The sequence below is a fragment of the Streptomyces sp. DSM 116793 genome (genome assembly GCF_057320905.1).
Map to the genome: position 1 here is coordinate 5,347,856 of NZ_CM170494.1, position 23,493 is coordinate 5,371,348.

General features: G+C 72.4%; 21 protein-coding genes. 9 read left to right on the plus strand and 12 right to left on the minus strand.

Annotated features, from left to right (window positions below; genetic code table 11):
* Positions 1-13: 13 nt before the first annotated feature.
* Entirely contained in the window at positions 14-793 is a 780-nt protein-coding gene (locus ACSMXW_RS20855; protein WP_485798267.1) for a TetR/AcrR family transcriptional regulator C-terminal domain-containing protein, read from the minus strand.
* Between the two features lie 114 nt (positions 794-907).
* On the opposite strand from ACSMXW_RS20855, the gene ACSMXW_RS20860 reads away from it, so the two are divergent.
* From ACSMXW_RS20860 to ACSMXW_RS20875, 4 genes are all read left to right on the plus strand, one after another.
* The gene (locus ACSMXW_RS20860) at positions 908-2,329 is read left to right on the plus strand and encodes a DHA2 family efflux MFS transporter permease subunit (RefSeq protein WP_485798269.1); all 1,422 of its coding nucleotides are present in this window, start codon (positions 908-910) and stop codon (positions 2,327-2,329) included.
* A gap of 161 nt (positions 2,330-2,490) precedes the next feature.
* The gene (locus ACSMXW_RS20865) at positions 2,491-2,991 is read left to right on the plus strand and encodes a hypothetical protein (RefSeq protein WP_485798271.1); all 501 of its coding nucleotides are present in this window, start codon (positions 2,491-2,493) and stop codon (positions 2,989-2,991) included.
* A 195-nt stretch (positions 2,992-3,186) separates the two neighbouring features.
* Positions 3,187-4,770 (plus strand): succinic semialdehyde dehydrogenase, encoded by a 1,584-nt coding sequence (locus tag ACSMXW_RS20870; protein ID WP_485798273.1) that lies wholly within the window; start codon positions 3,187-3,189, stop codon positions 4,768-4,770.
* Between the two features lie 196 nt (positions 4,771-4,966).
* Positions 4,967-5,437: a cupin domain-containing protein gene (locus ACSMXW_RS20875; RefSeq protein ID WP_485798275.1), complete on the plus strand. Its 471-nt coding sequence runs from the start codon at positions 4,967-4,969 to the stop codon at positions 5,435-5,437.
* Positions 5,438-5,445: 8 nt separating this feature from the next.
* Here the strand turns inward: ACSMXW_RS20875 and ACSMXW_RS20880 are convergent, their stop codons facing one another.
* From ACSMXW_RS20880 to ACSMXW_RS20890, 3 genes are all read right to left on the minus strand, one after another.
* Positions 5,446-6,369, minus strand: coding sequence for an AEC family transporter (locus tag ACSMXW_RS20880; protein ID WP_485798277.1), 924 nt, complete (start codon positions 6,367-6,369; stop codon positions 5,446-5,448).
* Between the two features lie 108 nt (positions 6,370-6,477).
* On the minus strand, positions 6,478-7,779 hold the full coding sequence (locus ACSMXW_RS20885) for a cation:dicarboxylate symporter family transporter (protein WP_485798278.1): 1,302 nt from the start codon (positions 7,777-7,779) through the stop codon (positions 6,478-6,480).
* 17 nt (positions 7,780-7,796) lie between these two features.
* Positions 7,797-8,963 (minus strand): mandelate racemase/muconate lactonizing enzyme family protein, encoded by a 1,167-nt coding sequence (locus tag ACSMXW_RS20890; RefSeq protein WP_485798280.1) that lies wholly within the window; start codon positions 8,961-8,963, stop codon positions 7,797-7,799.
* Between the two features lie 171 nt (positions 8,964-9,134).
* Here ACSMXW_RS20890 and ACSMXW_RS20895 point away from each other — a divergent pair, with 171 nt between their 5' ends.
* Both ACSMXW_RS20895 and ACSMXW_RS20900 read left to right on the plus strand, forming a co-directional pair.
* A complete protein-coding gene (locus ACSMXW_RS20895) occupies positions 9,135-9,821 on the plus strand; it encodes a GntR family transcriptional regulator (protein WP_485798281.1) in 687 nt (228 codons plus the stop codon).
* Between the two features lie 305 nt (positions 9,822-10,126).
* Entirely contained in the window at positions 10,127-10,669 is a 543-nt protein-coding gene (locus ACSMXW_RS20900; protein WP_485798283.1) for a hypothetical protein, read from the plus strand.
* A 172-nt stretch (positions 10,670-10,841) separates the two neighbouring features.
* Here ACSMXW_RS20900 and ACSMXW_RS20905 read toward each other — a convergent pair whose 3' ends face one another.
* Both ACSMXW_RS20905 and ACSMXW_RS20910 read right to left on the minus strand, forming a co-directional pair.
* Positions 10,842-11,237, minus strand: a complete 396-nt coding sequence (locus ACSMXW_RS20905) for a carboxymuconolactone decarboxylase family protein (protein ID WP_485798285.1) — start codon at positions 11,235-11,237, stop codon at positions 10,842-10,844.
* 170 nt (positions 11,238-11,407) lie between these two features.
* Positions 11,408-11,953, minus strand: a complete 546-nt coding sequence (locus ACSMXW_RS20910) for a TetR/AcrR family transcriptional regulator (protein ID WP_485798287.1) — start codon at positions 11,951-11,953, stop codon at positions 11,408-11,410.
* Positions 11,954-12,133: 180 nt separating this feature from the next.
* Here ACSMXW_RS20910 and ACSMXW_RS20915 point away from each other — a divergent pair, with 180 nt between their 5' ends.
* Both ACSMXW_RS20915 and ACSMXW_RS20920 read left to right on the plus strand, forming a co-directional pair.
* Positions 12,134-13,015: an SDR family NAD(P)-dependent oxidoreductase gene (locus ACSMXW_RS20915; RefSeq protein ID WP_485798288.1), complete on the plus strand. Its 882-nt coding sequence runs from the start codon at positions 12,134-12,136 to the stop codon at positions 13,013-13,015.
* A 109-nt stretch (positions 13,016-13,124) separates the two neighbouring features.
* Positions 13,125-14,579 (plus strand): aldehyde dehydrogenase, encoded by a 1,455-nt coding sequence (locus tag ACSMXW_RS20920; protein ID WP_485798290.1) that lies wholly within the window; start codon positions 13,125-13,127, stop codon positions 14,577-14,579.
* Here the strand turns inward: ACSMXW_RS20920 and ACSMXW_RS20925 are convergent.
* The 6 genes from ACSMXW_RS20925 to ACSMXW_RS20950 all read right to left on the minus strand — a co-directional run bounded on the left by ACSMXW_RS20925 (position 14,560) and on the right by ACSMXW_RS20950 (position 22,087).
* Entirely contained in the window at positions 14,560-15,030 is a 471-nt protein-coding gene (locus ACSMXW_RS20925; RefSeq protein WP_485798291.1) for an aconitase X swivel domain-containing protein, read from the minus strand. The genes ACSMXW_RS20920 and ACSMXW_RS20925 overlap by 20 nt on opposite strands.
* Positions 15,027-16,307: an aconitase X gene (locus ACSMXW_RS20930; protein ID WP_485798293.1), complete on the minus strand. Its 1,281-nt coding sequence runs from the start codon at positions 16,305-16,307 to the stop codon at positions 15,027-15,029. Before ACSMXW_RS20930 ends, ACSMXW_RS20925 begins: the two co-directional genes overlap by 4 nt.
* Entirely contained in the window at positions 16,304-17,704 is a 1,401-nt protein-coding gene (locus ACSMXW_RS20935; protein ID WP_485798294.1) for an MFS transporter, read from the minus strand. The genes ACSMXW_RS20930 and ACSMXW_RS20935 overlap by 4 nt, the downstream gene beginning before the upstream one ends.
* A gap of 261 nt (positions 17,705-17,965) precedes the next feature.
* Positions 17,966-19,624 (minus strand): dihydroxy-acid dehydratase, encoded by a 1,659-nt coding sequence (ilvD, locus tag ACSMXW_RS20940; protein ID WP_485798296.1) that lies wholly within the window; start codon positions 19,622-19,624, stop codon positions 17,966-17,968.
* Between the two features lie 33 nt (positions 19,625-19,657).
* Complete coding sequence (locus tag ACSMXW_RS20945) at positions 19,658-20,989, minus strand: FAD-dependent oxidoreductase (RefSeq protein ID WP_485798297.1); 1,332 nt, start codon at positions 20,987-20,989, stop codon at positions 19,658-19,660.
* A gap of 153 nt (positions 20,990-21,142) precedes the next feature.
* Positions 21,143-22,087 carry a LysR substrate-binding domain-containing protein gene (locus ACSMXW_RS20950; protein ID WP_485798299.1) on the minus strand — a complete coding sequence of 315 codons (945 nt, stop codon included), beginning with the start codon at positions 22,085-22,087 and terminating at the stop codon, positions 21,143-21,145.
* A gap of 219 nt (positions 22,088-22,306) precedes the next feature.
* On the opposite strand from ACSMXW_RS20950, the gene ACSMXW_RS20955 reads away from it, so the two are divergent.
* Positions 22,307-23,320, plus strand: coding sequence for a cytochrome c oxidase assembly protein (locus ACSMXW_RS20955; protein ID WP_485798301.1), 1,014 nt, complete (start codon positions 22,307-22,309; stop codon positions 23,318-23,320).
* Positions 23,321-23,493: the final 173 nt, after the last annotated feature.

Here is a 23,493-nt window from a genome sequence, read left to right on the forward strand (position 1 = left end):
CGTCGGCGGGCGGTCAGGCGACGTCGGCTCTCGTCTCCGCCCGGACACCGCGTATGCCGGAGACGATGAGATCGACACCGTGCTCGTAGTAGACGTCCCGGCTCGCGCAGGACGCCAGCGCGCCGGCCGCCGCGACGACATGCGGGTAGCGCGTGGGGGAGAGGGCTTCCAGTGCGGCCTGCCTGGCCCGGACGACGCCATCCCGCAGCTCGGGATCCTCCAGGTGACCGTGACCGTGACCGTGGCCGGGCTCGGTGACGACGAGAACGACCACCGAACATAACGCCTGACCGGCGATCTCCGCGGCCTGCTCCGTGTGGAAGCCGGCGGCGGCCAGCAGTCCGAGCGTCCTCTCCGTCAGCTCCAGTCCCGGCGGGGAGGCCAGGACCCTGGTGATGACGAGTTCGGACGCGGCGGCATGCGGACGCAGCGCCGAGAGAAGTGCCATGAGGACATCACGGAGTTGGGCGTCCCACGGACGGTCATCGGCCTCGGGCAGCCGGACCTCGGCCAGGAGGCGTTCCGCCAGGGCGTCGAGGATCTGTTCCTTGTCGCGGAAGTGCCGGTACAAGGCCATCGCCGAGACTCCGTGCGCCTGGCCGACCCGGCGTGCGGTGACCGCGCTCAGGCCCTCCGCGTCGGCCAGTGCCAGGGCGGTGGCCGTCAGGCCATCCCGATCGAGACGCTTCCTCGACGACTCCAACGCGACCTCCCCAGCCCGGAAGTCCCCAGCGTACACATGGGGTTTCACCAGGAAGACATCTCCTTGATGGTGATCCTGTACGACGTTCATGAGCAGTGTGTGTTTACATTGTACGCAGTCGCTCGGCCGCGGCTGCTCACGGCAGCCCGCGGCTTGGAACGCGATGCCCGAAGACGTGAAACCTCTGCCCTGATGAGGAAGACCATGCGGCGCAGCCCATGGGCGACACTGACGGTGTTGGCCCTTGCCCAGTTCATCGTGGTGCTCGACGTGACGATCGTGAACGTCGCGCTGCCCCACATCCAGACGGACCTCAAGTTCACCGCCGACGGCCTGCAGTGGGTCATCAGCGCGTACACGCTGCTCTTCGGCGGATTTCTGCTGCTGGGCGGGCGCGCGGCGGACCTGCTGGGATCCCGGCGTGTGTTCGTCGTCGGTCTCGGCCTGTTCGGCGTCACCTCGCTGCTCGCGGGACTGGCGGCCTTCCCCGGTGAGCTCATCGCCACCCGTGCGGTGCAGGGGCTGGGCGGAGCCCTGATGTCCCCGGCGGCATTGTCGATCCTGACCGTGACCTTCCCGCACGGCCGGCAGCGCAACATCGCCATGGGCGTCTGGGGCGGCCTGGCCGGCCTGGGCGGCACTCTGGGGGTCGTGGCCGGCGGCCTGCTCGTCGACTCCCTCAGCTGGCGCTGGGTCTTCTTCGTCAACGTCCCGATCGTGGTGGCGCTGATGATCGCGACCCCGCTGATCGTCCGGCACATCGCGCCGCACGCGGGTCGCGGGTTCGACGCACTCGGTGCACTGGTGAGCACCGTCGGGCTGCTGGCCCTGGTCTACGGCGTCGTACTGGCCGAGCCCGTGGGCTGGGGGTCGGCCGAGGTGATCGTCAGCCTTGTGGCGGGAGTCGTTCTGCTGGCCGTCTTCATCGGCGTCGAAAGCCGCTCCAAGGCCCCCCTCGTGCCGCTGCGCCTGTTCCGGTCCCGGGCCCTGAGCACGTCCAGTGGTGCCCTGGCCCTCAACGGTGCCGCGTTCCTGACGATGTTCTTCCTCACGGCGATCTACCTACAGGAAGTCCGTGGGGCCTCGGCGCTGAAGACCGGCATGGAGGTCCTGCCGATGGGCGGCGCCGCCATCGTCGCGGCGGTCGTCACCACACAGCTGGTGCATCGCCTCGGAACCCGGTTCGTACAGCTCGTCGGAGCGGTGCTCAGCGTGGTGAGCCTGCTCCTGCTGGCGCGGACGGACGCCGGGAGCGGCTACGCCGCGCACCTCCTGCCGGGGCTGATCCTGTTCGGCGCCGGCATCATCGCCCTCGGTGTACCGGCGCAGATAGCGGCCGTGGTCGACGTCGAGCATCGCGAGGCCGGGGCCGCCTCGGGGGTCGTCACCGCCTTCTACCAGGTCGGCGGAGCCCTGGGCCTGGGCCTTGCGACGACTCTGTCCGTCGATCGCACCAACGCCGCGCTGGCCGATGGCATGTCCCAGCAGCAGGCCCTCGTCGAGGGGTTCCACCGGGGGCTGATCGTCGCGGCCGTGTTCGCCGTCGTCAACGTGCTGGTGACGGTGTCGTCCCCGAAGATCGCGCCGAGTGCGGAACAGATCGCCGAGGCCGCGGCGGCAGCCTGAACCGCCGGCGCCACTTCCCCGGACGCCCGGGGCCGCCGACCACCCACTCCGGCGGCCCCGCGGTCCGGTGCCCGGCGCCGTCGGCGGGCCCGGCGGGGCCGGCGGCGCACCGGCCGGGTACCCGCACCTCCCTGTCGGACTCCACACGGTAAGGACAGCCCATGAACACTCCGGCCCCCGCATACACGGCGGCGCTGCTCCGGCACTTCACGGATCTGCGCGACGGCAACCACGGCGACGCCGTGTCCCGCAAGGACAAGGAGGAGCTCTTCGCCGCCGCGGTCCGGCTGCTCGATCCCTACGCCCGACAGGTGCTCCAGGAGATCAACGCCTGTCTCCTGCTGGGTCGGGGAGACGTGGTCGCCACCGGGCTGCGCACCTCCAGGAGGGGACCGGACGCGCTGTGGACTCTGACCTGGCCCGAACAGCGGGCAGCCGGAATCGGCCCGGTCACGCTGCACGCGTACTACGGTGCCGGGTTCCACCACCCCCACCTGCGCGGCGGAACCGTCGGTGACTGGCCGCTGAACGTCTTCAGCGATGAGCAGGCCGCGGCCGAACTGCCCACTCTGCGTGCCATCGCCTCCGCCGAGCTGCACAACCTCGTCTACCAGCGCGACTTCCGCATCGTCCCCGCCGTCACGAACGCGGCGGCCTCATGACGGCATCGGCCGTGCCGGGGCCGCGCCTGTTGACAACCCCATCCCGTACGTGTCTCATGGTTATTGTTGTCCATGAACAGCGTACAGGAACGCCGGTAACCTGATCGCGGGGCGACTGGATTCCGCTCGCCCCTGCGCACGTCGACTCCGCCCGCCGGGGTCCCGGCGCGACCGTTCCGCCCGACGGAGACCCTGATGAACTCATCCCCTCAGCGCCGGCTCCGCGCCGCTGACACCGGAGAGCCGCTGCTGGACCCCACGTTCGTGAAACGCCTGACCGCCGGCGTCCAGGCGAGCGGCGAAGGACTCACGACGCGTGCCCCGTTCTCGGGAGAGCCTCTCGCGCAACTCCCGCAGTCCACCGCGGCGGACGTGGCCCAGGCCTTCGCCGCGGCCCGCGCAGCCCAGCGGGCGTGGGCGGCCCTGCCGCCGCGGGCGCGGGCCAAGCCCTTCCTCCGGTTCCACAACGTCCTGCTGGCGCGGCAGCGCGAGATCCTCGATCTGCTCCAGTGGGAGACCGGCAAGGCCCGTCACGATGCCTTCGACGAGGTGCTGGAGGCTGCCACCGCGTCGCTCTACGCGGCCCGGCAGGCGCCGAAGGTCCTGCGGTCCCGTCGCCGTCAGGGCGCGTTCCCGCTGCTCACCCGCGCTGTGGAGGCCCACAGGCCGAAAGGGGTCGTCGCGGTCATCACGCCCTGGAACTACCCCCTGGCCCTGGGCCTGGACGTGATCCCGGCGCTGTTGGCGGGCAACGCGGTCGTCCACAAGCCGGACACGCAGACCGCGCTGTCGAGTCTGTGGCCGCGTGCCGTCCTCGGGGAACTCGGGTTGCCGAAGGGGCTGTGGCAGGTGGTCCTGGGTGATCCCGCCGTCGTGGGCGCCCCGCTGCTGGAGGGCGCCGACTACGTCAGCTTCACCGGCTCCACCAGGGCCGGTCTGAGCATCGCCGAACAGGCCGCCCGGCGGCTCATCGGGTGCTCCCTGGAACTGGGCGGCAAGAACCCGATGGTGGTGCTCGACGACGCGGACCTCGACGCCACCGTGGAGTCCGCGATCCGGGGGTGCTTCGGCAACTCGGGGCAGATGTGCGTCGGCATCGAGCGCATCTACGTCCACGCGGACGTCTACGACGACTTCCTCGGGCGCTTCGCCGCCCGGGTGCAGCGGATGACCCTGCGGCCGGACTTCGACTTCGAGACGGACATGGGCTCACTGACCACCCAGCAGCAGCTCAAGCGGGTCCAGGAGCACGTGGCCGAGGCCTGCGTCGCCGGCGCGCGAGTCATCACCGGCGGCAGACGGCGGCCGGACCTCGGCCCCCTGTTCTACGAGCCCACGATCCTGGCCGACGTGCCCACCGGCACGCCGGTGCACGACGAGGAGACGTTCGGGCCGGTCGTCTCCGTCTACCGGGTCGCCTCCGACGAGGAGGCCGTCGCGGCGGCCGACGACAGCCCTTACGGGCTCAACGCCGCGGTGTACAGCCGTGACGTCGGACGCGCCCGCAGGGTCGCCGCCGGCATCCGCGCCGGAACGGTCAACATCAACGAAGGCTACGCGGCCGCCTACGCCTCTCAGGGCGCGCCCATGGGCGGCATGAAGGCCTCCGGGCTCGGCCGGCGGCACGGCTCCGCGGGCCTGCTCAAGTACACCGAGGCCCAGACGGTCGCGAGTCAGCGGCTGCTCGGCTTCGACCCTCCCTCCCGCATGGGCAGGGCCCGGCAGGCCGCCGTGTTCACCACCTCGCTGCGCGCCCTCAAGGCGCTGCGCATCCGCTGACGCACACCGCCGGGGCCTCCCCTCACCACCCAGGACGCGACGAAGAGCCGCCATGACGTTCCTGCACGGCTCGCACGGCCCTGGGGCGGGTGCCCCGGGGTCCTTCCGTTCCCGGCGGCCTCGTGCCCGGCTCCTCACCGACGCACGGGGGGCCGGCGGGACCTCTCCCTTCCATCGTGACCGAGGCGGTAACCGCATGACCCCCGATTTCACCCGCACGTCCTCCCTGGCCGGAGAGATCATCGCCAGGAACTTCGACGGCTGGAGCCCCCGGCTGCGGCAGGAGTTCGTGGACAACGCCTTCAACTACCAGGTCGGCTCCGTGCTCCTGTCGGAGACCGAGGACCTGAAAGTGTGGAGCATCCAGGTGCCCCCCGGCGGTGGACTGCCCGCCCACCGACACGTCCTGGACTACTTCTGGACCGCCCTGACCGACGGGTCCAGCATCCAGCACACCGATGACGGCACCACACGGCGGGTCTCCTACCGTGCGGGCGACACCCGGCACTTCACCTTCCCCGGCGACGAGTACCTGCTGCACGACCTCTGCAACGACGGCCCCACGGAACTGCGGTTCCTGACCGTCGAGCACAAGCGCCCCCATGGCCGTTCCCCGCGGGGGACCGACCACGACCCCTTCGGCCGGTCCCCGGGCCTCACCCGGTGAGGCCGGACCTACCCCAGGAGCGCCGCCACCGCGAACAGCACGGGGACCGATGCCAGGGTGGACACCAGGATGGACTCGCGGGCCAGTTCCTCGGCCACCCGGTAGCGGGTCGCGTAGGTGAAGAGGTTCTGGGCGGCGGGGAGCGCCGAGACCACCGTCACGTCGAGCACGGCGGTGGCGCCCAGGCCGCAGAGCCAGGTGCCGAGCGCCCAGGCGAGAAGGGGTTGCGCGACGCACTTGAGCCCGGCCGACAGCAGCACCGGGCCGCGGTCCGGACCGCGAACCGGCAGGGAGCTGCCGCGCAGGGAGATGCCGAAGGCCATCAGCACGGCCGGCACCGACATGTTGCCGAGCAGGGTGAGCGGGGCCAGGGCCGGCCCCGGTACCGTCCAGCCGGCCGCCGCCACCGCCACCCCGGACAGGGAGCCCACGGCCATCGGGTTGCGCAGGGGCGTCGTCAGCCGCCGCCAGAGCGGGGCGCGCGCCGAACCCGGCCGCGTCAGGTCCAGCACCGTCAGGGCGACGGGCGTGACCACGATCTGCTGGAAGAGCAGGACGGGCGCGACCAGCGCGGCGTCGCCGAGCACGTAGACGGCGATGGGGATGCCGAGGTTGCCGGCGTTGACGTAACTGGCGCACAGCGCGCCGACGGTGGTGCGCCCCGCGCCCCAGCGGCGCGCCGTCCCGACGGCGGCGAACGCCGCGGCGGTGCCCGCGGTGGCCAGGGCGGTGACCAGGAGCCGTGCCGAGAGGATCACCGAGAGGTCGGCCCTTGAGAGGGTGGTGAAGAGGAGGGCGGGGGTGGCGACGTTGAAGGCGAGCTTGCTGAGCACGTCCTTGCCGGTGCGGCCCAGGTGGCCGCGGTGGCCGAGGACGTAGCCGACGGCTATGACGGTGCCGATGGCGGCGAAGCCGGTGAGGACTCCTGTCATGCGGTTGCCCCTCGGGCCCGGTGACGATCCGGCGGGCTCGTCGTGGCTTGTCGCGCGGTTCCCCGCGCCCCTTCGTGCGTGCCCTCGACCGTGCGGCTCCCCGCGCCCCTACGGGGTGGGCATTGGCGCCGGGTGCAGGACGGCACGGGCCCGGTCCGCGTCGAAGTCGTTCTCCCACTTGCCGATGACGATGGTGGCGACGGCGTTGCCCAGGACGTTGATGAAGACACGGCCCTCGTTGAGAATGCGGTCGATGCCGACGATCAGGGACAGGGCGGCCAGCGGAATGTGGCCGACGGCGGTGATGGTGCTGGCCAGCACGAGGAACGCACCGCCCGCGATCCCCGCCGTGCCCTTGCTGGTGAGCATCATGACACCGACCATGACGAGCTGTTCCTGCCAGGACAGGTCGATGCCGAGCGCCTGCGCCAGGAACAGGGACGCCATCGTCAGGTACACGGCCGAGCCGTCCAGGTTGAAGGAGAACCCGGACGGGATCACGATGCCGACGACCGGGCGGCCGGCGCCCAGGGCCTCCAGCTTGCGCACCACACCCGGCAGCACCGCCTCACTGGAACAGGTACTGAGCGCCACCAGCAGCTCCGCCTTGAGGTAACGCATCAGCGGCAGGAGACCGAGGCCGCAGGCACGCATGATCAGACCGAGGACGACGACGATGTAGAGCACGCAGACCGCCGTGAACAGCACGATCAGATAGCCGAGCTGCTTCAGGCTCTCCGCGCCGTAGGTGGCGACGACGGTCGCCAGTGCGCCGAAGGTGCCGAACGGCGCGAGCCGCATCACCCAGCCGACGATCCGGAACACGACGTCGGACAGGGCCCTGATGCCGCGGGTCAGCGGCGCCGCCTGCTCGCCGGCCATGTTGAGCGCGACGCCGAAGACGATCGACACCAGCAGCGCGGCGAGGATGTTGTCGCCGGTGAGGGAGCCGAAGAGGGAGGTCGGGATCAGGGAGGTGACGAAGCCGGTGAAGGTGACGTGCTCCTTGGCGTCGGACGGCACGTCGTGGGCGTCGAGGGTCGACGGGTCGACGTGCAGGCCGGCGCCGGGCTGGAAGACGTTGGCGACCAGCAGCCCGATCAGCATCGAGACCAGCGACAGCACCAGGAAGTAGCCGATCGCCTTGCCGCCGATGCGGCCGGCCTTGCGGAGGTCGTCCATGGCCGCGATGCCGGTGGTCACCACGGAGAAGACCACCGGGACCACGATCATCGAGACCAGGCTGACGAACCAGTCGTTGAGCGGCGCGAGTTGCCTGCCCACGCCCGGGGCGGCCATGCCGACGGCGATCCCGAGGACCGCGGCCAGCACCACCTGGAACCACAGCTCGCGTATCAGACGGGCGGGCCCGGAGCGCACCGGGCGCTCCGGCGCGGTGGTGGATGTCATCGTCGGTGCTCCCAGTCTCAGGCGTGCAGCGCGCGCAGGACGCGGTGGAAGGCGGCCTTGCCCTCGAAGCCGATGCCGGGCGTCTCGGTGAGGCCGACCCGGCTGTGCTCGACGACGGCGTCGTCGGCGAAGCCGCCGGTGGGCTGGAACTCGCCCGGATAGGACTCGTTGCCGCCGAGCCCCAGGGCGGCGGCGATGTGCAGGGAGAACTGGTGCCCGCCGTGCGGCACGCAGCGCCGCGGTGACCAGCCGTGCTCGCGCAGCATCGTGAGGATCCGCAGGTACTCCACCAGGCCGTAGCTGAGCGCCGGGTCGACCTGGATGACGTCCTTGTCGGGGCGCATGCCGCCGTAGCGGACGAGGTTGCGGGCGTCCTGGAGGGAGAAGAGGTTCTCGCCGGTGGCGATCCGGCCGGGGTAGTGCTCGGCGAGCACCGCGTTCAGCCGGTAGTCCAGCGGGTCGCCCACCTCCTCGTACCAGAACAGGCCGTACGGCTCGATGGCCCGGCCGTACTCCAGGGCGGTGGCGAGGTCGAAGCGGCCGTTGACGTCCACGGCGAGCCGGGAGCCGTCGCCGCCCAGCACGTCGAGGACGGCCTCGATGCGGCGCAGGTCCTCGGCGAGGTCCGCGCCGCCGATCTTCATCTTCACGACGTCGTAGCCCAGGTCGAGGAAGCCGCGCATCTCGTCCTGGAGGTCCACGAGGGTCTTGCCGGGCGCGTAGTAGCCGCCGGCGGCGTAGACGAAGACGGAGTCGTCCGGACTGCCGTCGCCGTACCGGTCGGACAGGTACCGGTACAGCGGCTGCCCCGCGATCTTCGCCGCGAGGTCGAACAGCGCCATGTCGACGACGCCGACGGCCACCGAGCGCTCGCCGTGCCCGCCGGGCTTCTCGTTGCGCATCATCACGTCCCAGGCCCGCGCGGGGTCCAGGTCGCCGCGCTCGTCGAGAAGCTCCCCGGCGGGGGCGGCCAGCAGACGGGGGATGATGCGGCGGCGCAGGATCTCGCCCGCGCTGTAGCGGCCGTTGGAGTTGAAGCCGTAGCCCACGACCGGCTCGCCGTCCCGGATCACATCGCTGACGACCGCGACGATCGAGCAGTCCATCGCGCTGAAGTCGATCCACGCGTTCCTGATCGAGGAGCTGATCGGGACGGTGCCCTCGTGCACGGCGGTGATCTTCATGGTGCCTTGCTTCCCTGGCTCATATCTTATAAGTTGCGACGGCTGCTAGACTCGGGGCTCGCCCGGACGGTGTCAAGAGTGGGGACGCCGTGAATTCGCGGGCGCTGACGGGGAGGCGTCCCAGACACCGGGGACACGCCTGAGACGCCGGAAAGGGGACGCCGGAAGCGTATGGCCGGGACGACGAACCTCTTCCTGAGCAAAAGCGACCTCGCCTACGCCGAGCTGCGCCGCCGCATCCTCTCCGGTGGCCTGGCGCCCGGCTCCCGGCTGGCCCAGTACGAGCTGGCCGAGTCGCTGAACATGAGCATCACCCCGCTGCGCGAGGCCATCCGGCGGCTCAGCAGCGAGGGCCTGGTGGACGTGGAGACGCACCGCGACGTGCGGGTGGCGGCCATGAACTCCGCCGAGGCCCGCCAGCTCTTCGAGGTCCGCCTCTCCCTGGACCCGACGGCGGTGGAGCTGGCCGCGCGGCGCCGCACCGACGCGGACGTCGCGGCCATCCGGGCCGCGCTCGGGAACCTGCTGCCGGTCACCCGCCAGTGGGGCGAGGAGGCCCTCACGGCCCACCGCGCCTTCCACCGAGCGCTGTACGTGGCCTCCCACAACGACGTCCTGATCCGGCTCCTGGACGACCTGTGGGACAAGTCCGACCGCTACCGCCGGCTCGGTCTCGAACTTCCGCCCGGTGACGAGCCGCGCACCCGTGACCTCGACGAACACCACCGTATTGCCGCGCTCGTCGTGGACGGTGCGGCGGAGGGTGCGGGGCGGCTGATGCGGGAGCACATCACCATGAGCCTCACGGCGTCGGCGATCGGCGCCCTGGAGGAGCGGGAGTCCCAGGAGGCCCGGTGACGTCCCCGGCGCCCTCCGTCCGGGCTCCGCCCCGGCCCACCCGAGGGCGCGGGGAACTGCGCGACCACCCGCACGTCGGGGGCCGCCCCGAGCGGGGCGCGGGAACGGCCGAACCCAGCAGGGCCGCTGCCGGCCTCTCGGTCAGTCGTCCCATCGTTTGCGTGCGAACGCGGCCGGACCGGTCACCAGGGTGTCGGGGGTGATCCGGGGGCCCGGGGGTACTCGGGGGCGGACCGGCGATCGGGGCGCTCCCGGCCTCGCCGTCCGGCCTGTCTTTCTGGCACGGCACCGCAGGAGGGCATGCGATGAACGACACCCGGCGTCCCGGCAGGGTCCACGTCAGCGGGCGGCAGTTTCCGCCCACCGCCTCGGACCTGCTCGGCATCTACCTCAACGACCACCTGGCGGGTGCCACGGCCGCCGTCGAGCGCGCCTGGCACATGGCGCGGACGCCGAGCGGGCCGGCGCTCGCCCAGACCATGGGCCCGATCAGCGCCGAGCTGGCCGAGGACCGCAGGAGCCTGCTGGAGATCATGCGGCGGCTCGACGTCCCGGTGCGCCGCCACAAGGTCTACGCCGGCCTGGTGGGCGAGCGGCTGGGACGGCTGAAGAGCAACGGCCGCGTCGTGCGCCGTTCCCCGCTCAGCACGCTGCTGGAGCTGGAGGCCCTTCAGATGGGGGTGGAGGGCAAGGCCGCCATGTGGGAGGCGCTCCGCCGGCTCCCCGACGGCGGGGAACGTCTCGACCCGCAGCTCCTCGACGACCTTCTCGAACGGGCCCGGCGGCAGCGGAGCACGCTGGAGGAGGAGCGCCACCGGCAGGCCGGCACGGCCTTCCGGGAGAGCTGAGGGCCGAGGGCCGGGGCACCCCGGCCAGGCACGCCCCGGTCAGGTAGGGCCACGGCCCGGTCAGGTAGAGCCACACCCCGGTCAGGTAGGGCCACGCCCCGCCAGGCAGGGTCACCCCCGCCGGGCAGGGTCGCGTCCCGACCGGGCGGGGCCGGATTCCCGCCCCGCGGGGTCAGGCCCCGTCCTGCGGAGCGGTGGTCTCCGCGAAGACCTCCACGGCGATCTGGTAGGTCTCGAAGGCGCGGGCCGCCCCCGCGTACACGGACAGGTGGATGAAGAGGTCGACCAGTTCGTCCTTGGTCACGCCGCTGTTGAGTGCCATGCGCAACTGTCCGCGCAGCGGCTCGAAGGCGCCCAGCGTGGCGGCGATGGCGACGGAGACCAGGGAGCGGTCGTGCCGCGAGAGGGCGGTGCGCGTCCACGAGTCGCCGAAGGTGTGGGCGAGCGCGATCTTGCGGAAGTCGTCCCCGCTGGGCGGTTCACCGGGGCTCCGGGGCATTTCCAGCCGCTGACCGAGCAGCTCCTCGGTGGCGTCGAGCCCCCGCTCGTAGGATTCGTCGATGCCCATCGGCTGCTCCTCGGTGCGCTGGGACGGCCTTCCCCGCCCGTGACGTCCTCCGTGAGTTCGATACCACCTCGCGACGGACGGCAGTCCTCATCCGGGAAACCGTGCCGCCGTGGCCCCGCCGGGTGGCGCCGGGCGGCGCCGGCTTCCGGCCGATGCTCGCGTGCGGGGTGTCAGGCCGTGCCGAGGCCGCGCAGGAACGTGTCCACGACCAGGTCGGCGGCCCGCGGGGCGGCCACGTCGGGGAACTGGTGGGCGACGCCGTCCACGAGCCCGTCGAGGACGGACCGCACCCAGGGCGCGGGGGCGTCGGCACGCAGGTGGCCCTCGTCGGCCGCGCGCCGGAGGAAGGCGTCCAGCCGCGCGCTCTGCGCCTCGCGGCGGGCGCGCGCCTCGGGGTCCTTCTGCATCATGCGGCGGGTGTCGACCGGCCACTCACGGCTGACGGGGATGATCCCCTCCACGTAGCGGTGGAGCGCGACCGGCACCGGCGCCTCCATGAGCCGGGCGTCGTCCAGCACCCGTTCGGCGGAGTCCAGCTTCGCCCGGAAGACCGCGGAGAGCAGGGCTTCGCGGGTGGCGAAGCGGCGGTGGACCGTGGTGCGGTCCACGCCCGCCGCGCTCGCGATGGCGGACATCGAGGTGCCCGGGTCCTCGGCGAGCAGCCGGGCACCGGTGCGCAGCACCGTGGTCAGGTTGCGGGCGGCATCGGCTCTCATAGCTGGCGATTCTATCCCTCAGTCGTAGTTACACCACCATCCTCCCACCATGAGATGCAGCAACGGTATCTTCTGCAACATCCATGTTGTATTTCTCTGAAAATGCTCTACAGTGAAGTGGTGCTCCGGTCCTGGTACCGCGGGCATGAGACGAGACCGTAGGAGTGCGCCATGGTGCGGATGACGAAGACTTTCCTGGTGGCCGGTGCGGCCGGCGGGCTGGGCGGCCGGGTGGTCGAGGCGGCCCTCGAAGCCGGGCACAACGTCCTGGCGACGGACCTGACGGCCGATGCCGTGGCCGTGCCCGAGGAGCACCGTGACCGGGTGCGGGTACGGGCCGTGGACGTGACGTCCGCCGCCGAGGCACGGGAGGCGGTCGAGTACGCGGTCGGCGAGTTCGGCGGCGTGGACGTGCTGGTGAACAGCGCGGGACACCGCGGTGTCGGGTCGATCGAGGACATGCCGGAAGCCGAGTTCCGCCGGAACGTGGAGGTCAACTTCTTCGGCGCGGTCACCATGGTGCGGGCCGTCCTGCCGGTGATGCGTCCGCGGCGTGCGGGCAGCATCGTGAACGTCTCGACCATCGGCGGCCGGCGCGCCCAGCCGGGTCTGGCCGCCTACCAGGCGTCGAAGTGGGCGCTGGGCGGCTTCACGGAGATCCTCGCCCGTGAGGTGGCGCCGATCGGGATCCGGGCCACGCTGGTCGAGCCCGGCGGCATCCGGACGCCGTGGGCGGCCGCCCCGATGCCCGTGCCGGCCATCCACGACGAGTACGACGAGACGGTCGGCGTCTTCGCCCGCACCTACCACGACAACCCGGACGTGCGGCGCGGCGACCCGGCCAGGATGGCGCGGGTGATCCTGCGGATCACCGAGGAGCCGAAGCCCCCGGTCCGCCTGCTGCTGGGGTCCGACGCGGCCTGGCTCGCACCGCAGATCACCGCGGCCCGCGCCGCGGAGGACGCCGCGTGGCGTGCGGTGAGCGTCTCCACGGACCTGGACGGACTCGGCGACTTCGCCGACACCCCGGTCGCGCGGATGGTCCGCCCCACGCGGGACTGAGCGCGCGCCGTCCCATCCCGCGCCGCCCCGGTCCTCCGACCCGGCATCCGCGTACCCGACGTCCTTCGCGTACGCAGCCGACATCTCTCACGCAAAGGAAGCAACAGACATGATCGTCCGCGACAGGCTCTACATCGGCGGTTCCTGGGTGGCCCCCAGCGGCCCGGACCCGCTGCTCGACATCCTCTCCCCGCACGACCAGTCCGTCCTCGGCCGGGTGGCCCAGGCCGGCACCGCCGACGTGGACGCCGCCGTCGCCGCGGCGCGGGAGGCGTTCGACCACGGCCCCTGGCCGCACACCACCCCCGAAGAGCGGCAGGAGGTCGTCCGGCGTTACGAGGCGCTGCGCGCCGCGCGCGCCGACGAGATCGCCGCGGCCATCTCCGCGGAGAACGGCTCGGCCGGCTGGTTCACCAAGGCGGGCCAGCCCTTCCTGACCCGGCAGGTCGAGGCCTACCTCAAGGCCGCCGAGGAGTTCGGCTGGGAGGAGGTCGTCGAACCTTCGGATCCGTCGGTGGCCTTCGACACCATCGTCCGGCGCGAGGCCATCGGCGTGGTCGCGGCCGTCATCCCGTGGAACTCGCCGTTCTCCGCGGCCACCGCGAAGCTGGTCCCGGCCCTGCTGGCCGGCAACACCGTCGTGCTGAAGGTCTCCCCGGAGAACTCGCTGAGCATGATGCTGCTCGCCGACCTCTGGCACGAGGCCGGGCTGCCCGCGGGCGTCCTCAGCGTCCTGCCCGCGGACCGGGAGACCAGTGAGTACCTGATCTCGCACCCGGAGGTCGACAAGGTCGCCTTCACCGGCTCGACCCGGGCCGGCCGCCGTATCGCCGCCCTCGCGGGCGAGCAGCTGAAGCGGGTCAGCCTGGAGCTGGGCGGCAAGTCCGCCGCCCTGATCCTGGAGGACGCCGACCTCTCCGCCGCCGTCCAGGGGCTGCGCTTCGGCTCCCTCGGCAACAACGGCGAGGCCTGCATCCTCCAGACCCGCATCCTCGCCCCGCGCAGCCGCTACGACGAGGTCGTCGCCGCGCTGAAGGACATGGTCGAGTCGCTGAAGGTCGGCGACCCCGCCGCCGCCGACACCTTCATCGGCCCGATGATCCGCCCCGACCAGCAGCAGCGCGTCATCGACTACATCACCCTCGGCATCAAGGAGGGCGCGCGACTGGTCACCGGCGGCCCGCATGTTCCGGAGGGCCTGGAGCAGGGCAACTACGTCACCCCCACCCTCTTCGCCGACGTCGACAACAGCATGCGCATCGCCCAGGAGGAGATCTTCGGCCCCGTCCTGGTCGTGATCGCCTACGACGACGAGGACGACGCCGTCCACATCGCCAACGACTCCGAGTACGGCCTGTCGGGCGGCATCTGGACCACCGACCCCCGGCGCGGCCTGGACCTCGCCCGGCGGCTGCGCACCGGCACGGTCACCCTGAACGGCTCGCCGATCAGCTTCGACGGTCCGTTCGGCGGCTACAAGGCCAGCGGCCTGGGCCGCGAGTACGGCACGGTCGGCCTCACCGGCTACGTCGAGCACAAGTCCATCACCCGCCCCCGGGTGTGACCTCGACGACGCCGTGGTCGGCGTCCAGCCGGAGCCAGTCCCCGGTGCGGATGGCGGCGACCGGGTCCCGGTCCAGGTCCGTGAGGGTGGGGACGCGGGTGACGACCGCGCCCAGGGCGGACTTCGTGGTGGTGACCGTGAAGATCATGCCGAGCGGCGCGGTGCCCATCAGGCGGGTCGTCTGGAAGAAGCCGGACCAGCCCGAGGAGCCCTTCGCACCGGGGAAGACCAGGATCTTCCCGGTGAAGCAGACGCCGAACAGCTCGTGGCGGCGCTCGATGACGGTGCCGGTGGCCGGGTCGATGCCGCCCCACCCCGAGATCGTCTCGTGCGACACCAGCGCCTCGCCCTCGACCACACCGCCGACGACCTTGCGGCCGTGCAGGGTGAAGGGGGCGGGGCGGTCGGGGCCGCGGGTGTCCCGGGCCTCCCGCTCGTCTCCGGTGATCATCGCAGCTCCCCTCGCCAGCGGCCCGTGACCGCCGCGTCGACGCACTCCTGAAGCGTGCCGAACCAGGCCTCGATGCCGAGGATCGCCGGCAGGTAGTGGGCCTGTTTCGCGGAGTCCGTGGCGAAGACCCGGGTGCCGGGCGGGGCCGAGCGGGACATGGCGGGGCAGGAGTCGACGAGGACCCGGCCGCCCGCCGCCTCGATCACGGCGGTGTACCCGCTCCGGTCCGCCGCGTCCTTCAGGGCCCGCGGCGCCATGATCCACAGCTGGGTGCCGGAGTGCAGCTTCCGGCCCTCCAGGGCGCGGGCCGCGTCCCGTATCTGGTCGACGGACGCGTGCGGGCAGCCCAGCAGCACGAAGTCCACGTCGGTGCTGCTGCCCTGGTCGTTCAGCGTCTCGTACACCGCGCGCCGCTCGGCCGCGCCGTACACCACCGGCTCCGGGGCGCGCCGCCCGCCGAAGGCCTCCGCCAGGGTCGGCGCCTCGGGCGTGACGCCCGGGATGTGGTACAGCTCCACACCGCCGGACGACGCGCTCGCCGCGCCGAAGTGCTTGAGGTCGACCAGGTCGGGCCGGGCCAGGTCGCCGGTGACGACCGGGCGGCCCTCCTGGACCACGTCGCCGGTGAAGTAACCCAGCAGCCCCCAGTCCAGGAAGCTGCTGACCGGCGCCTCGACCCGGACGTGGTGGGTGCCGTAGCGGTTCTCCGTGAGGTGGTTGCCCCAGCAGGGGATCTTCCCGGTGAGGCTCGCCGCACCGGTGGACGCGCCGCCCTCGCAGTTGGTGCGGGCGCCGAGCACCGAGTTGGCGTACACCACCGCGGACGACTCCATCCACGCGCAGTGCTCGCCGCGCACCGGCAGATTGCCGACCTGGTACGGCGTGCAGGTGGCGAGGATGTTCACCCCGCGCCGCCCCGCGAACGCCTCCGCCTCGCTCTGGAGCTCCACGAACTCGCGCGGGTAGGGCGCGATGCCCACCGAGTCCGGGCCGAAGCCCTGCTGGAGCTGGCAGGTGGGCACCTTCATGTCCGGGATGTCCAGCGTCTCGTCGCTGTCGAGGCTGATCACCGAGAACGCCCGGTTCCAGCCGCCCTCGGCGACCAGCCTGGCCTTCGCCGGGGACGGCTGCGTGGTGGTGCCCGCGACGTTGCGGGTGTCGCAGAGCCGCTCGGCGTCCAGGGCCTCGCCGTACCGGACCAGCAGGTCCATCGCCGCGGCGACCGCGGGCCCCTCGGCGCCGTCGAGCATCGCCTTCTCGTCGTCGGTGAGCCTCATCGGGCGCCCTCCACGGTGACGGCGGCCGCGCCGGGCACGGCCTTGGCACCCGCGGCGACCGGGACGGTGTTGGTCTCGGGGCCGCGCCGCACCGCGACGTGCATCAGCAGACCGCCGAAGACGATCAGCACGATCGGCGTGTACGCGTACGGCATCAGCTTGCTCAGCCAGAGCAGCTCGAACGAGTACAGGCCCGGCAGGATCAGCCCGAACATATAGCCGATGCCATAGCCGCTGGCCCGCACGGAGGCCGGGAAGCGCTCGTTGAGGTAGGTGAGGATCACCCCGAGCGGCGCCGACGGGGTGACCTTCGCCACCAGGTAGACCACCACGACCAGCCAGGCCGGCATCCCCAGGTCCCGCGCCACCGCCAGCAGCGCGAACGCCCCGGCGACCACGGAAGCCATCACCAGCGAGCAGGTCATCAGCAGCCGCCGCCGCCCGATCCGCTGCCCGAGCCGGGCCAGCACCAGGATCAGCACGATCGTCAGCACGGCGGCGATCAGCTCGGAGGTGGTACTGAGGTTCGGGCTGGACTCAAGCACCTGTACCAGCAGCGTCGGCAGGAACGAGACGGACATCTGCGCGGCGAACCAGTACCCGCACGTGAACAGGAACACGCTGCCGATCAGCGCCCGGTGGGTCGTGAACAGCTCGACGACGGGCTGCTTGCGGCCCTCGGCGCGGCGCGCCGCGAACACGGCCGCGTCCTCCGTCACGCCCCGGTACTGCCAGAGGTAGACCAGGCCCATCACGAAGCCCAGCAGGAACGGCACCCGCCAGCCCCAGGAGAGGAAGCCGCCGTGGGGCAGCACGTTCAGCAGCACCAGCAGCAGCGCGTTGATCACCAGGAACGACGCGGGGGCGCCGGCGCCGATCAGCCCGCCGACCAGACCGCGCCGCTCGGGCCGCGCCTGCTCTAGGGCGAGCGGCATCGGGGCGGCATAGCCGCCGGCGAGGAAGACGCCGCTGATCAGCCGGAGGGTGGCGAAGACGACGAGGGCACCGGAGCCCCACGCGGCGTGGCCCGGCAGCAGCCCCATGAACAGGGTGCAGACGGTGAAGCCCCAGCCGCTGATCAGCGTGGTGCGCTTGCGGCCTATCCGGTCGGAGACGTTGCCGAAGACGACGCTGCCGATGGGGCGGCCGAGGAGGCCGACGGTGAACATCAGCGTCGTCATCGTGGCCCGTGTGGCGGCGGGGGCGCCGGAGGGCATGAAGTACGCCATGGCGGCGGGGAGGACGAGGGCGGGGAGGTACACGTCGAAGCTGTCGACGAACATCGAGAACGCGCCGGCGCGCGCCGAGCGCCGCTCCTCGGCTTCGCCGACGAGGGGGGTGGGGTGCGCGCCGGCTTCGCCGGTGTCCGGGGTGGGACGGGGTTGGGGCAGCGTCATTGCCGACTCCTGAGGTTCGGTTTTCGGGGGCGGCCCCCGGGGCTTGAGCGCTCCGCGCTCTCCTTTCCGCCGCTGGTGAGCGCTCCGCGCCCGTTCTCCGCCGCGACGGCGAGAAGCCCGATGGACCTGTCCGGCGGTGCCGGGCCTGTCGCGGCCCGCGGTGGGTTCTGCACCGCCGATCTCGTTGTGTGGGGTTGCTCGCCGTTGCGGCGGACAGGGGATCCCGGGAGAAGTCCCCGGGACCGTGACATGCGCTCGGTATCAGGTGGGGCCCAGCGTCGCGCCCTCCGAGAGGGGGCGGACCGTGCGGCGGTACACCGAGAGCCAGCCGCGTTCCGCGTGATCGCGGCCGGCCGCGGGCGTGCGTGCCGCGAGTTCGTCCGCCGGGACCCGGACGTCGCAGCGCCGCCCGCGCAGGTCGACGTGGACCACGTCACCGTCGCGCAGCCGCGCCAGCGGCCCCCCGTCCGCCGCCTCGGGACGGACCTCGCCGACCACCACCCCGCGGTTGACGAGACCGGAGAGCTGGCCGTCGGTGACCACCGCCACCCGGCCGGTGAGCCCGGCGCGGTCCAGCGCGAAGACGATCTGCGAGGCCATGCCCATCCCGGGCCGGCCGCGCGGGCCGAGCCCCCGCACCACCACCACGTCCCCCGCGGTGATCGTGCCGGCCGCGAGCGCGGCGAGCGCGTCCTCCTGGCCCTCGAAGCACCGCGCGGGCCCGGTGAACTCCGCGGGACGCTCCTCGTCCACGGAGAGCTTGACGATCCCGCCGAGCGGGGTGAGCGAGCCGCGCAGCACCAGGATCAGCGGGTCCCGCGAGAAGGGCCGGTCACCGGGGCGGATCACCTCTGCGTCGGCCACCGCCGCGTCCGCCAGGTTCTCGCCGAGCGTCGCGCCGGTCACCGTCCCCGCGTCCAGCTCCAGCAGCCCGGAGAGCTGCGCCATCACGGCCCGCGCGCCGCCCGCCGCGTCGAACTGCTCGATGGTGTGCGGGCCGTTCGGCCGCACCGCCGACAGCAGCGGGGTGGTGGCGCCCAGCTCCCCGTAGAGGGCGGTGACGTCGATGTCGACGCCGGCCTCCGCGGCCACCGCCTGGAGGTGCTTGATGGTGTTGATCGACGCGCCGACGGAGAGCGCGACCCGGGCGGCGTTGCGGAAGGCCGCCTCGGTGAGCACCGTCCGGGGCCGCAGGTCCTCCTCGACCATGGCCACGATCCGCTCCGCGGCGAGGTCGGCGGCCCGCCACATCGCGGGGGAGTTCGCGGCGACGGGGGTGGTGCCGGGCAGCGCCATGCCCAGCGCCTCGGCGACGATGTGCATGGAGTTGGCGGTGCCCATGCCCGCGCAGACGCCGGGGCCGCGCACCGCGTCCTCGCTCATCTCCGTCAGTTCCTCGGTGAGCTTCGGACCGGGCGTCCCACAGGCGTGCAGGAAGACGTCCTCGATGTCGCACTGCTCGCCGCGGAACCGGCCGCTCGGCTGGTAGCCGCACGCCAGCAGCAGCGTGGGCACGTTCAGCCGGCCGGCCGCCATGAGCTGGGCGGGCGCGGTCTTGTCGCAGCTCGCCAGGCAGATCATGCCGTCCAGCTGCGCGCCCTCGACGCCCACCTCGATGTCGTTCACGATCAGGTCGCGGGCGGAGAGGATGTAGCCGCCGCCGTGGCCCGCGGAGTGGATGAAGTCGCTGGGCGCGGTGGTGCGCACCTCGAACGGCAGCCCGCCCGCGGCCCTGATGCCGTCCTTGACCCGGGCCGCCACCGCGTCCAGGTGGCTGAAGCAGATCGCGAGCTCCGACGAGGTGTTCACCACCGCGATCTTCGGCTTGCGCATGTCCTCGTCGGTGAGGCCCAGCGCGCGCCACTGGGCCCGGCGGGTGGCCCAGCGGACGGTGCCGGGCTGGTAGTTGCTGCGGTACATGCGTCCTCCTGTGGACGTGCGGCCCGGGGCCGGTCAGCCGTCGAGGTTGTGGGCGAGACGGGCGGCCAGCTCGCCGTGGTCGACGTCGTGCACGCTGCCACCGCCGCCCGGCGCCTCGTCCGCCATCTGCAGGACGTGCGCGGCGGCGGCGCCCATCGCCCCGCACGGCCCCATCACCCGGATGCTGGAGAGCGCCGCCGCGTCGCCGTCCACGCACCGGCCGGCGACCAGCAGGTTGCCGACGCCGGGCGGGGTCATCGAGCGCAGCGGCACATAGTGCAGGTGGTCGGGCCCGAACGTCTCCCAGACATAGCCCTGCGGGCTGTCGTGCAGCTCGATCGGCCAGGCGGTGCGGGCCACCGCGTCGGGGAACCGGGTGCCGGCGCGCACCTCGTCGACGGTGAGCTGGTGCACCGCCTTCACCCAGCGCGTCTGCCGCCGCCCCGGGAACCCGTACGAGCGGACCCGGGCCTTGGCGAACGCCTCGGGAAACTCGGCGCGCAGGAACGCCACCACCCGGTCCGCCTGCACCTTGCCGTCGAGCTGGGCGCGGGCCGCGGCGACCGGCTCCAGCGGGGCCTCGATGTGCGTCATGTTGAGCACGGCGGTGCCGCGGCCCGGGAAGAAGAACGCCAGGCCGTCATGGCGGCGCAGCCCGTACTCCGCGGCCTTCTCCTTCACCCGCGCCGCCAGCTCCGCGGGCTCGGGCCGGCCGGCCTCGGCCAGGTGCTCGACCACGAGCTGCTGGGAGCCGTAGATCTCCCGGTCGGGCAGCCGGCACTCGAGGCCCGCCTCCCAGGCGAGCGCCGCGTCGCCGCTGGCGTCCACGAAGCCGCCGGCCCGGATGTCGAGGGTGCCGTAGCGGGTGGCGAGGCGCACGGAGCGCAGCCGCTCGCCGTCCCGCTCCACACCGGTGAGCACGGCTCCGGTGACCGGCTGGATGCCCAGGGCGAGGACGGTGTCCTCCACCCAGCGGCCGAGGGCGACCTCGTCGTAGCCGACGGTCGTGGTGTGCGTCCGGTTGTAGAAGAGGTCGCCGCTCGCTCCGAGGTCGCGGAAGATGTCGTCGAAGATGCCGTGCGTGAGCTGGTGGTGCTCGGGTGCGTTTCCGAACACCCCGCAGAAGAGGCCGATCAGGGAATTCACCATCTGCCCGCCGAGCACCGGAAGCGCGTCGACGAGTACGACGCTTCTGCCGAGGCGTGCCGATTCGACGGCCGCGGAAAGGCCGGCGATTCCCGCGCCGACCACGCAGACGTCGGCGGTGAGTTCATGGCCGGCGGGCCCGGCGGATCCAGCGGATCCGGCAGGCGTTCCGGGCTTGGTGACGGTGCGGACTTGCAGGTCGGTAAGCGCGTGGGGCATGCCGGACAACGTAAGGAACCGGACGGTGCGTGGGAAGGCGGCGGAAGATAGACATTACGTCTCGCCGATCATCGATGCGGTTTATCTTCGCAGGTCGGTGCGGTGTGACGGAGGAGAGGGAGAGGCTTCGGGGGGTGGCTTCGAGGCCGGGGTTCAGACGTCGGCGGCCACCGCGGTCAGCATCTTCCGCAGCCATTGGTGGGCCGGGTCGCCGTCGTATTCGTCATGCCACCAGAGCATTTCCGTGATCGGTTCCGGATCTCCGGGGCAGGGCAGTACGGCAAGGCCCATGGGGAGGGCGATGCGCTCGGCGAGGCGTTCCTGGAGCAGGGCGATGCGGTCCGTTCCGACGACGAAATGCGGGACCGCCTCATAGCTTTCGACGCGCACCCTGACATCGGGCTGAATTCCGAAAAGCGTGAGCTGGCGGGTGGTCGGGGCGGCCGTCAGATAACCGGGATCGGGCTGGAACGGCGCGACCCAGCTCAGCCGCGCCATGTCCTCCAGCGTGAGGTGGCCCCGCCGGGCGCAGGGGTGCGCGGCGTCCAGCACGCACACCCACCGGTCGCTGAAGAGGTCCGCGGAACGCAGGCCCGGCACCTCGAAACGGCTGACCGGCGGGGCGATCATGCCGTCGATGAACCGGATCGTCTCGGCCGCGTCCGTGCTGAACGCCTCCCGGACCATGCGGATGTGCAGCTCCACACGCGGGGCCTCGGCCGCGAGCGCCGCCGAGAGGCGGGCGCCCAGCACGGACACCGTGTAGTCGGCCATGAGCAGCGTGAACTGGCGGCGGGAGGTCGCCGGATCGAAGCTGCTGTCCGTCGCGAAGAGGCGTTCCGCGGCCGCGCAGACCGTCTCCACCTGGTCGGCGAGCTGGAGGGCGAGCGGGGTGAGCACATAGCCGTTCCTGCTGCGCACCAGCAGGTCGTCCTCGAAGTGCCGGCGCAGCCGCGCGAGCGCGGCGCTGGCCGCGGGCTGCGTCACGCCGATCCGGGCCGCCGCACGGGTGACGTTCCGCTCCCGGAGCAGCTCTCTGAGGGCGACCAGGAGGTTCAGGTCCAGGTTCGCCAGGTGGACGGAGGGATGCCGGGTCACCGGCGTGACTATAACCGGCCAGCCCGGCCCCGGAAGGGGCCGCGACCGGGCGTGACCAGGCGTGACAGGCGGCGACCGGGGCGATCCCGGGGCGATGGGGGCGATCCCAGGGCGATCCCGGGGCGAGGGGGCACCCCGCCGCACCGTCCCGGGCCGGCGGGGCATACCGTCCCGGGTGAGCCGGCTCGTCCCGGGCCGGGCGGAAGGAGGACGATCGGCATGGTTCGTCACGCGGTGACCGACCTGTCCGCCGCGCCGCTGGCGAAGCTGACCGCGGGGCGCCTGCTGACCTCCTGGCAACCGGACGTCCCCGCTCTGCTCCTCGTCGTCGCCCTGGGCGCGCTCTACGGCTGGGGCGTGCTGCGGCTGCGGCGGCGCGGTGCACCCTGGCCGCCCGGCCGCGTCGCGGCGTTCGTGCTGCTCGGACTCGGCGCGCTGGTGGTGGCCACGATGTCCGCGCTGGCCGTCTACGACCATGTGCTGTTCTGGCCGGCCGCCGTCCAGAACGTCCTCCTCGACCTGGTCGCGCCGCTCGGCCTGGCCCTCGGCGATCCCCTGCGGCTCGCCGTCGAGGCGCTGCCAAAGGCGCCCGCGGCACACCTCCGGCGGGTCATGACCGGCCGCCTGGTGCGGGTGCTGACCTTCCCCCTGGTCAGCACGGCCCTGGTCCTCGCCACCGAGTTGACCGTGTACTTCACCCCGTACTTCGCCACCGCCCTGCGCGTCGGCTGGCTGCACCAGCTGATGTACCTGCACCTGCTGGCCGCCGGATCCCTGTTCGTCATCCCGGTCCTCACCCACGAACAGACGCTGCCCACCTGGTGCACCCACCCGATCCGGGCGGCGCTGGTCTTCCTGGACGGCATCGTCGACGCGGTCCCGGGGCTCGTCGTGATGACGCACGGCACGCTGATCGCCGGCGCCTGGTACCTGCACCACGCGCCGCCCTGGTCACCGGACGTCCACCACGACCAGCAGATCGGCGGCGGCGCCATGCTCAGCATCGCCGAGCTGACCGCCCTGCCGTTCCTGCTGGCCCTCCTGGTGCAGTGGGCGCGCGCCGAACGCGTCCACGCCGCGGCCCTCGACCGCCGTCTCGACACGGAGCTGGCCCGCGTCGCCGACCCGGCGCCCGCCCAGGACGGGACACCGGCACCGGAGCGCGTACGTCCCTGGTGGGAGACCGAGCAGAACGAGGTGGCGGCCTCGATCCGGCGCCAGCGCCGGTCTTAGCGGTCTTCGGCGCCAGCGCCGGTCTTGGTGTCCTGCGCCTTGTCCTGGTGTCCTGCGCCGGTCCCGGGGCTCGCGCCGCCGGCGCCGTTGCCGGGGATCGGGGCTCGCGCCCCCGCGCCGTTGCCGGGGTTTCGGCTCCGGCGCCGTCCAGGGCCCGGGGCCCTCGGAGCTGA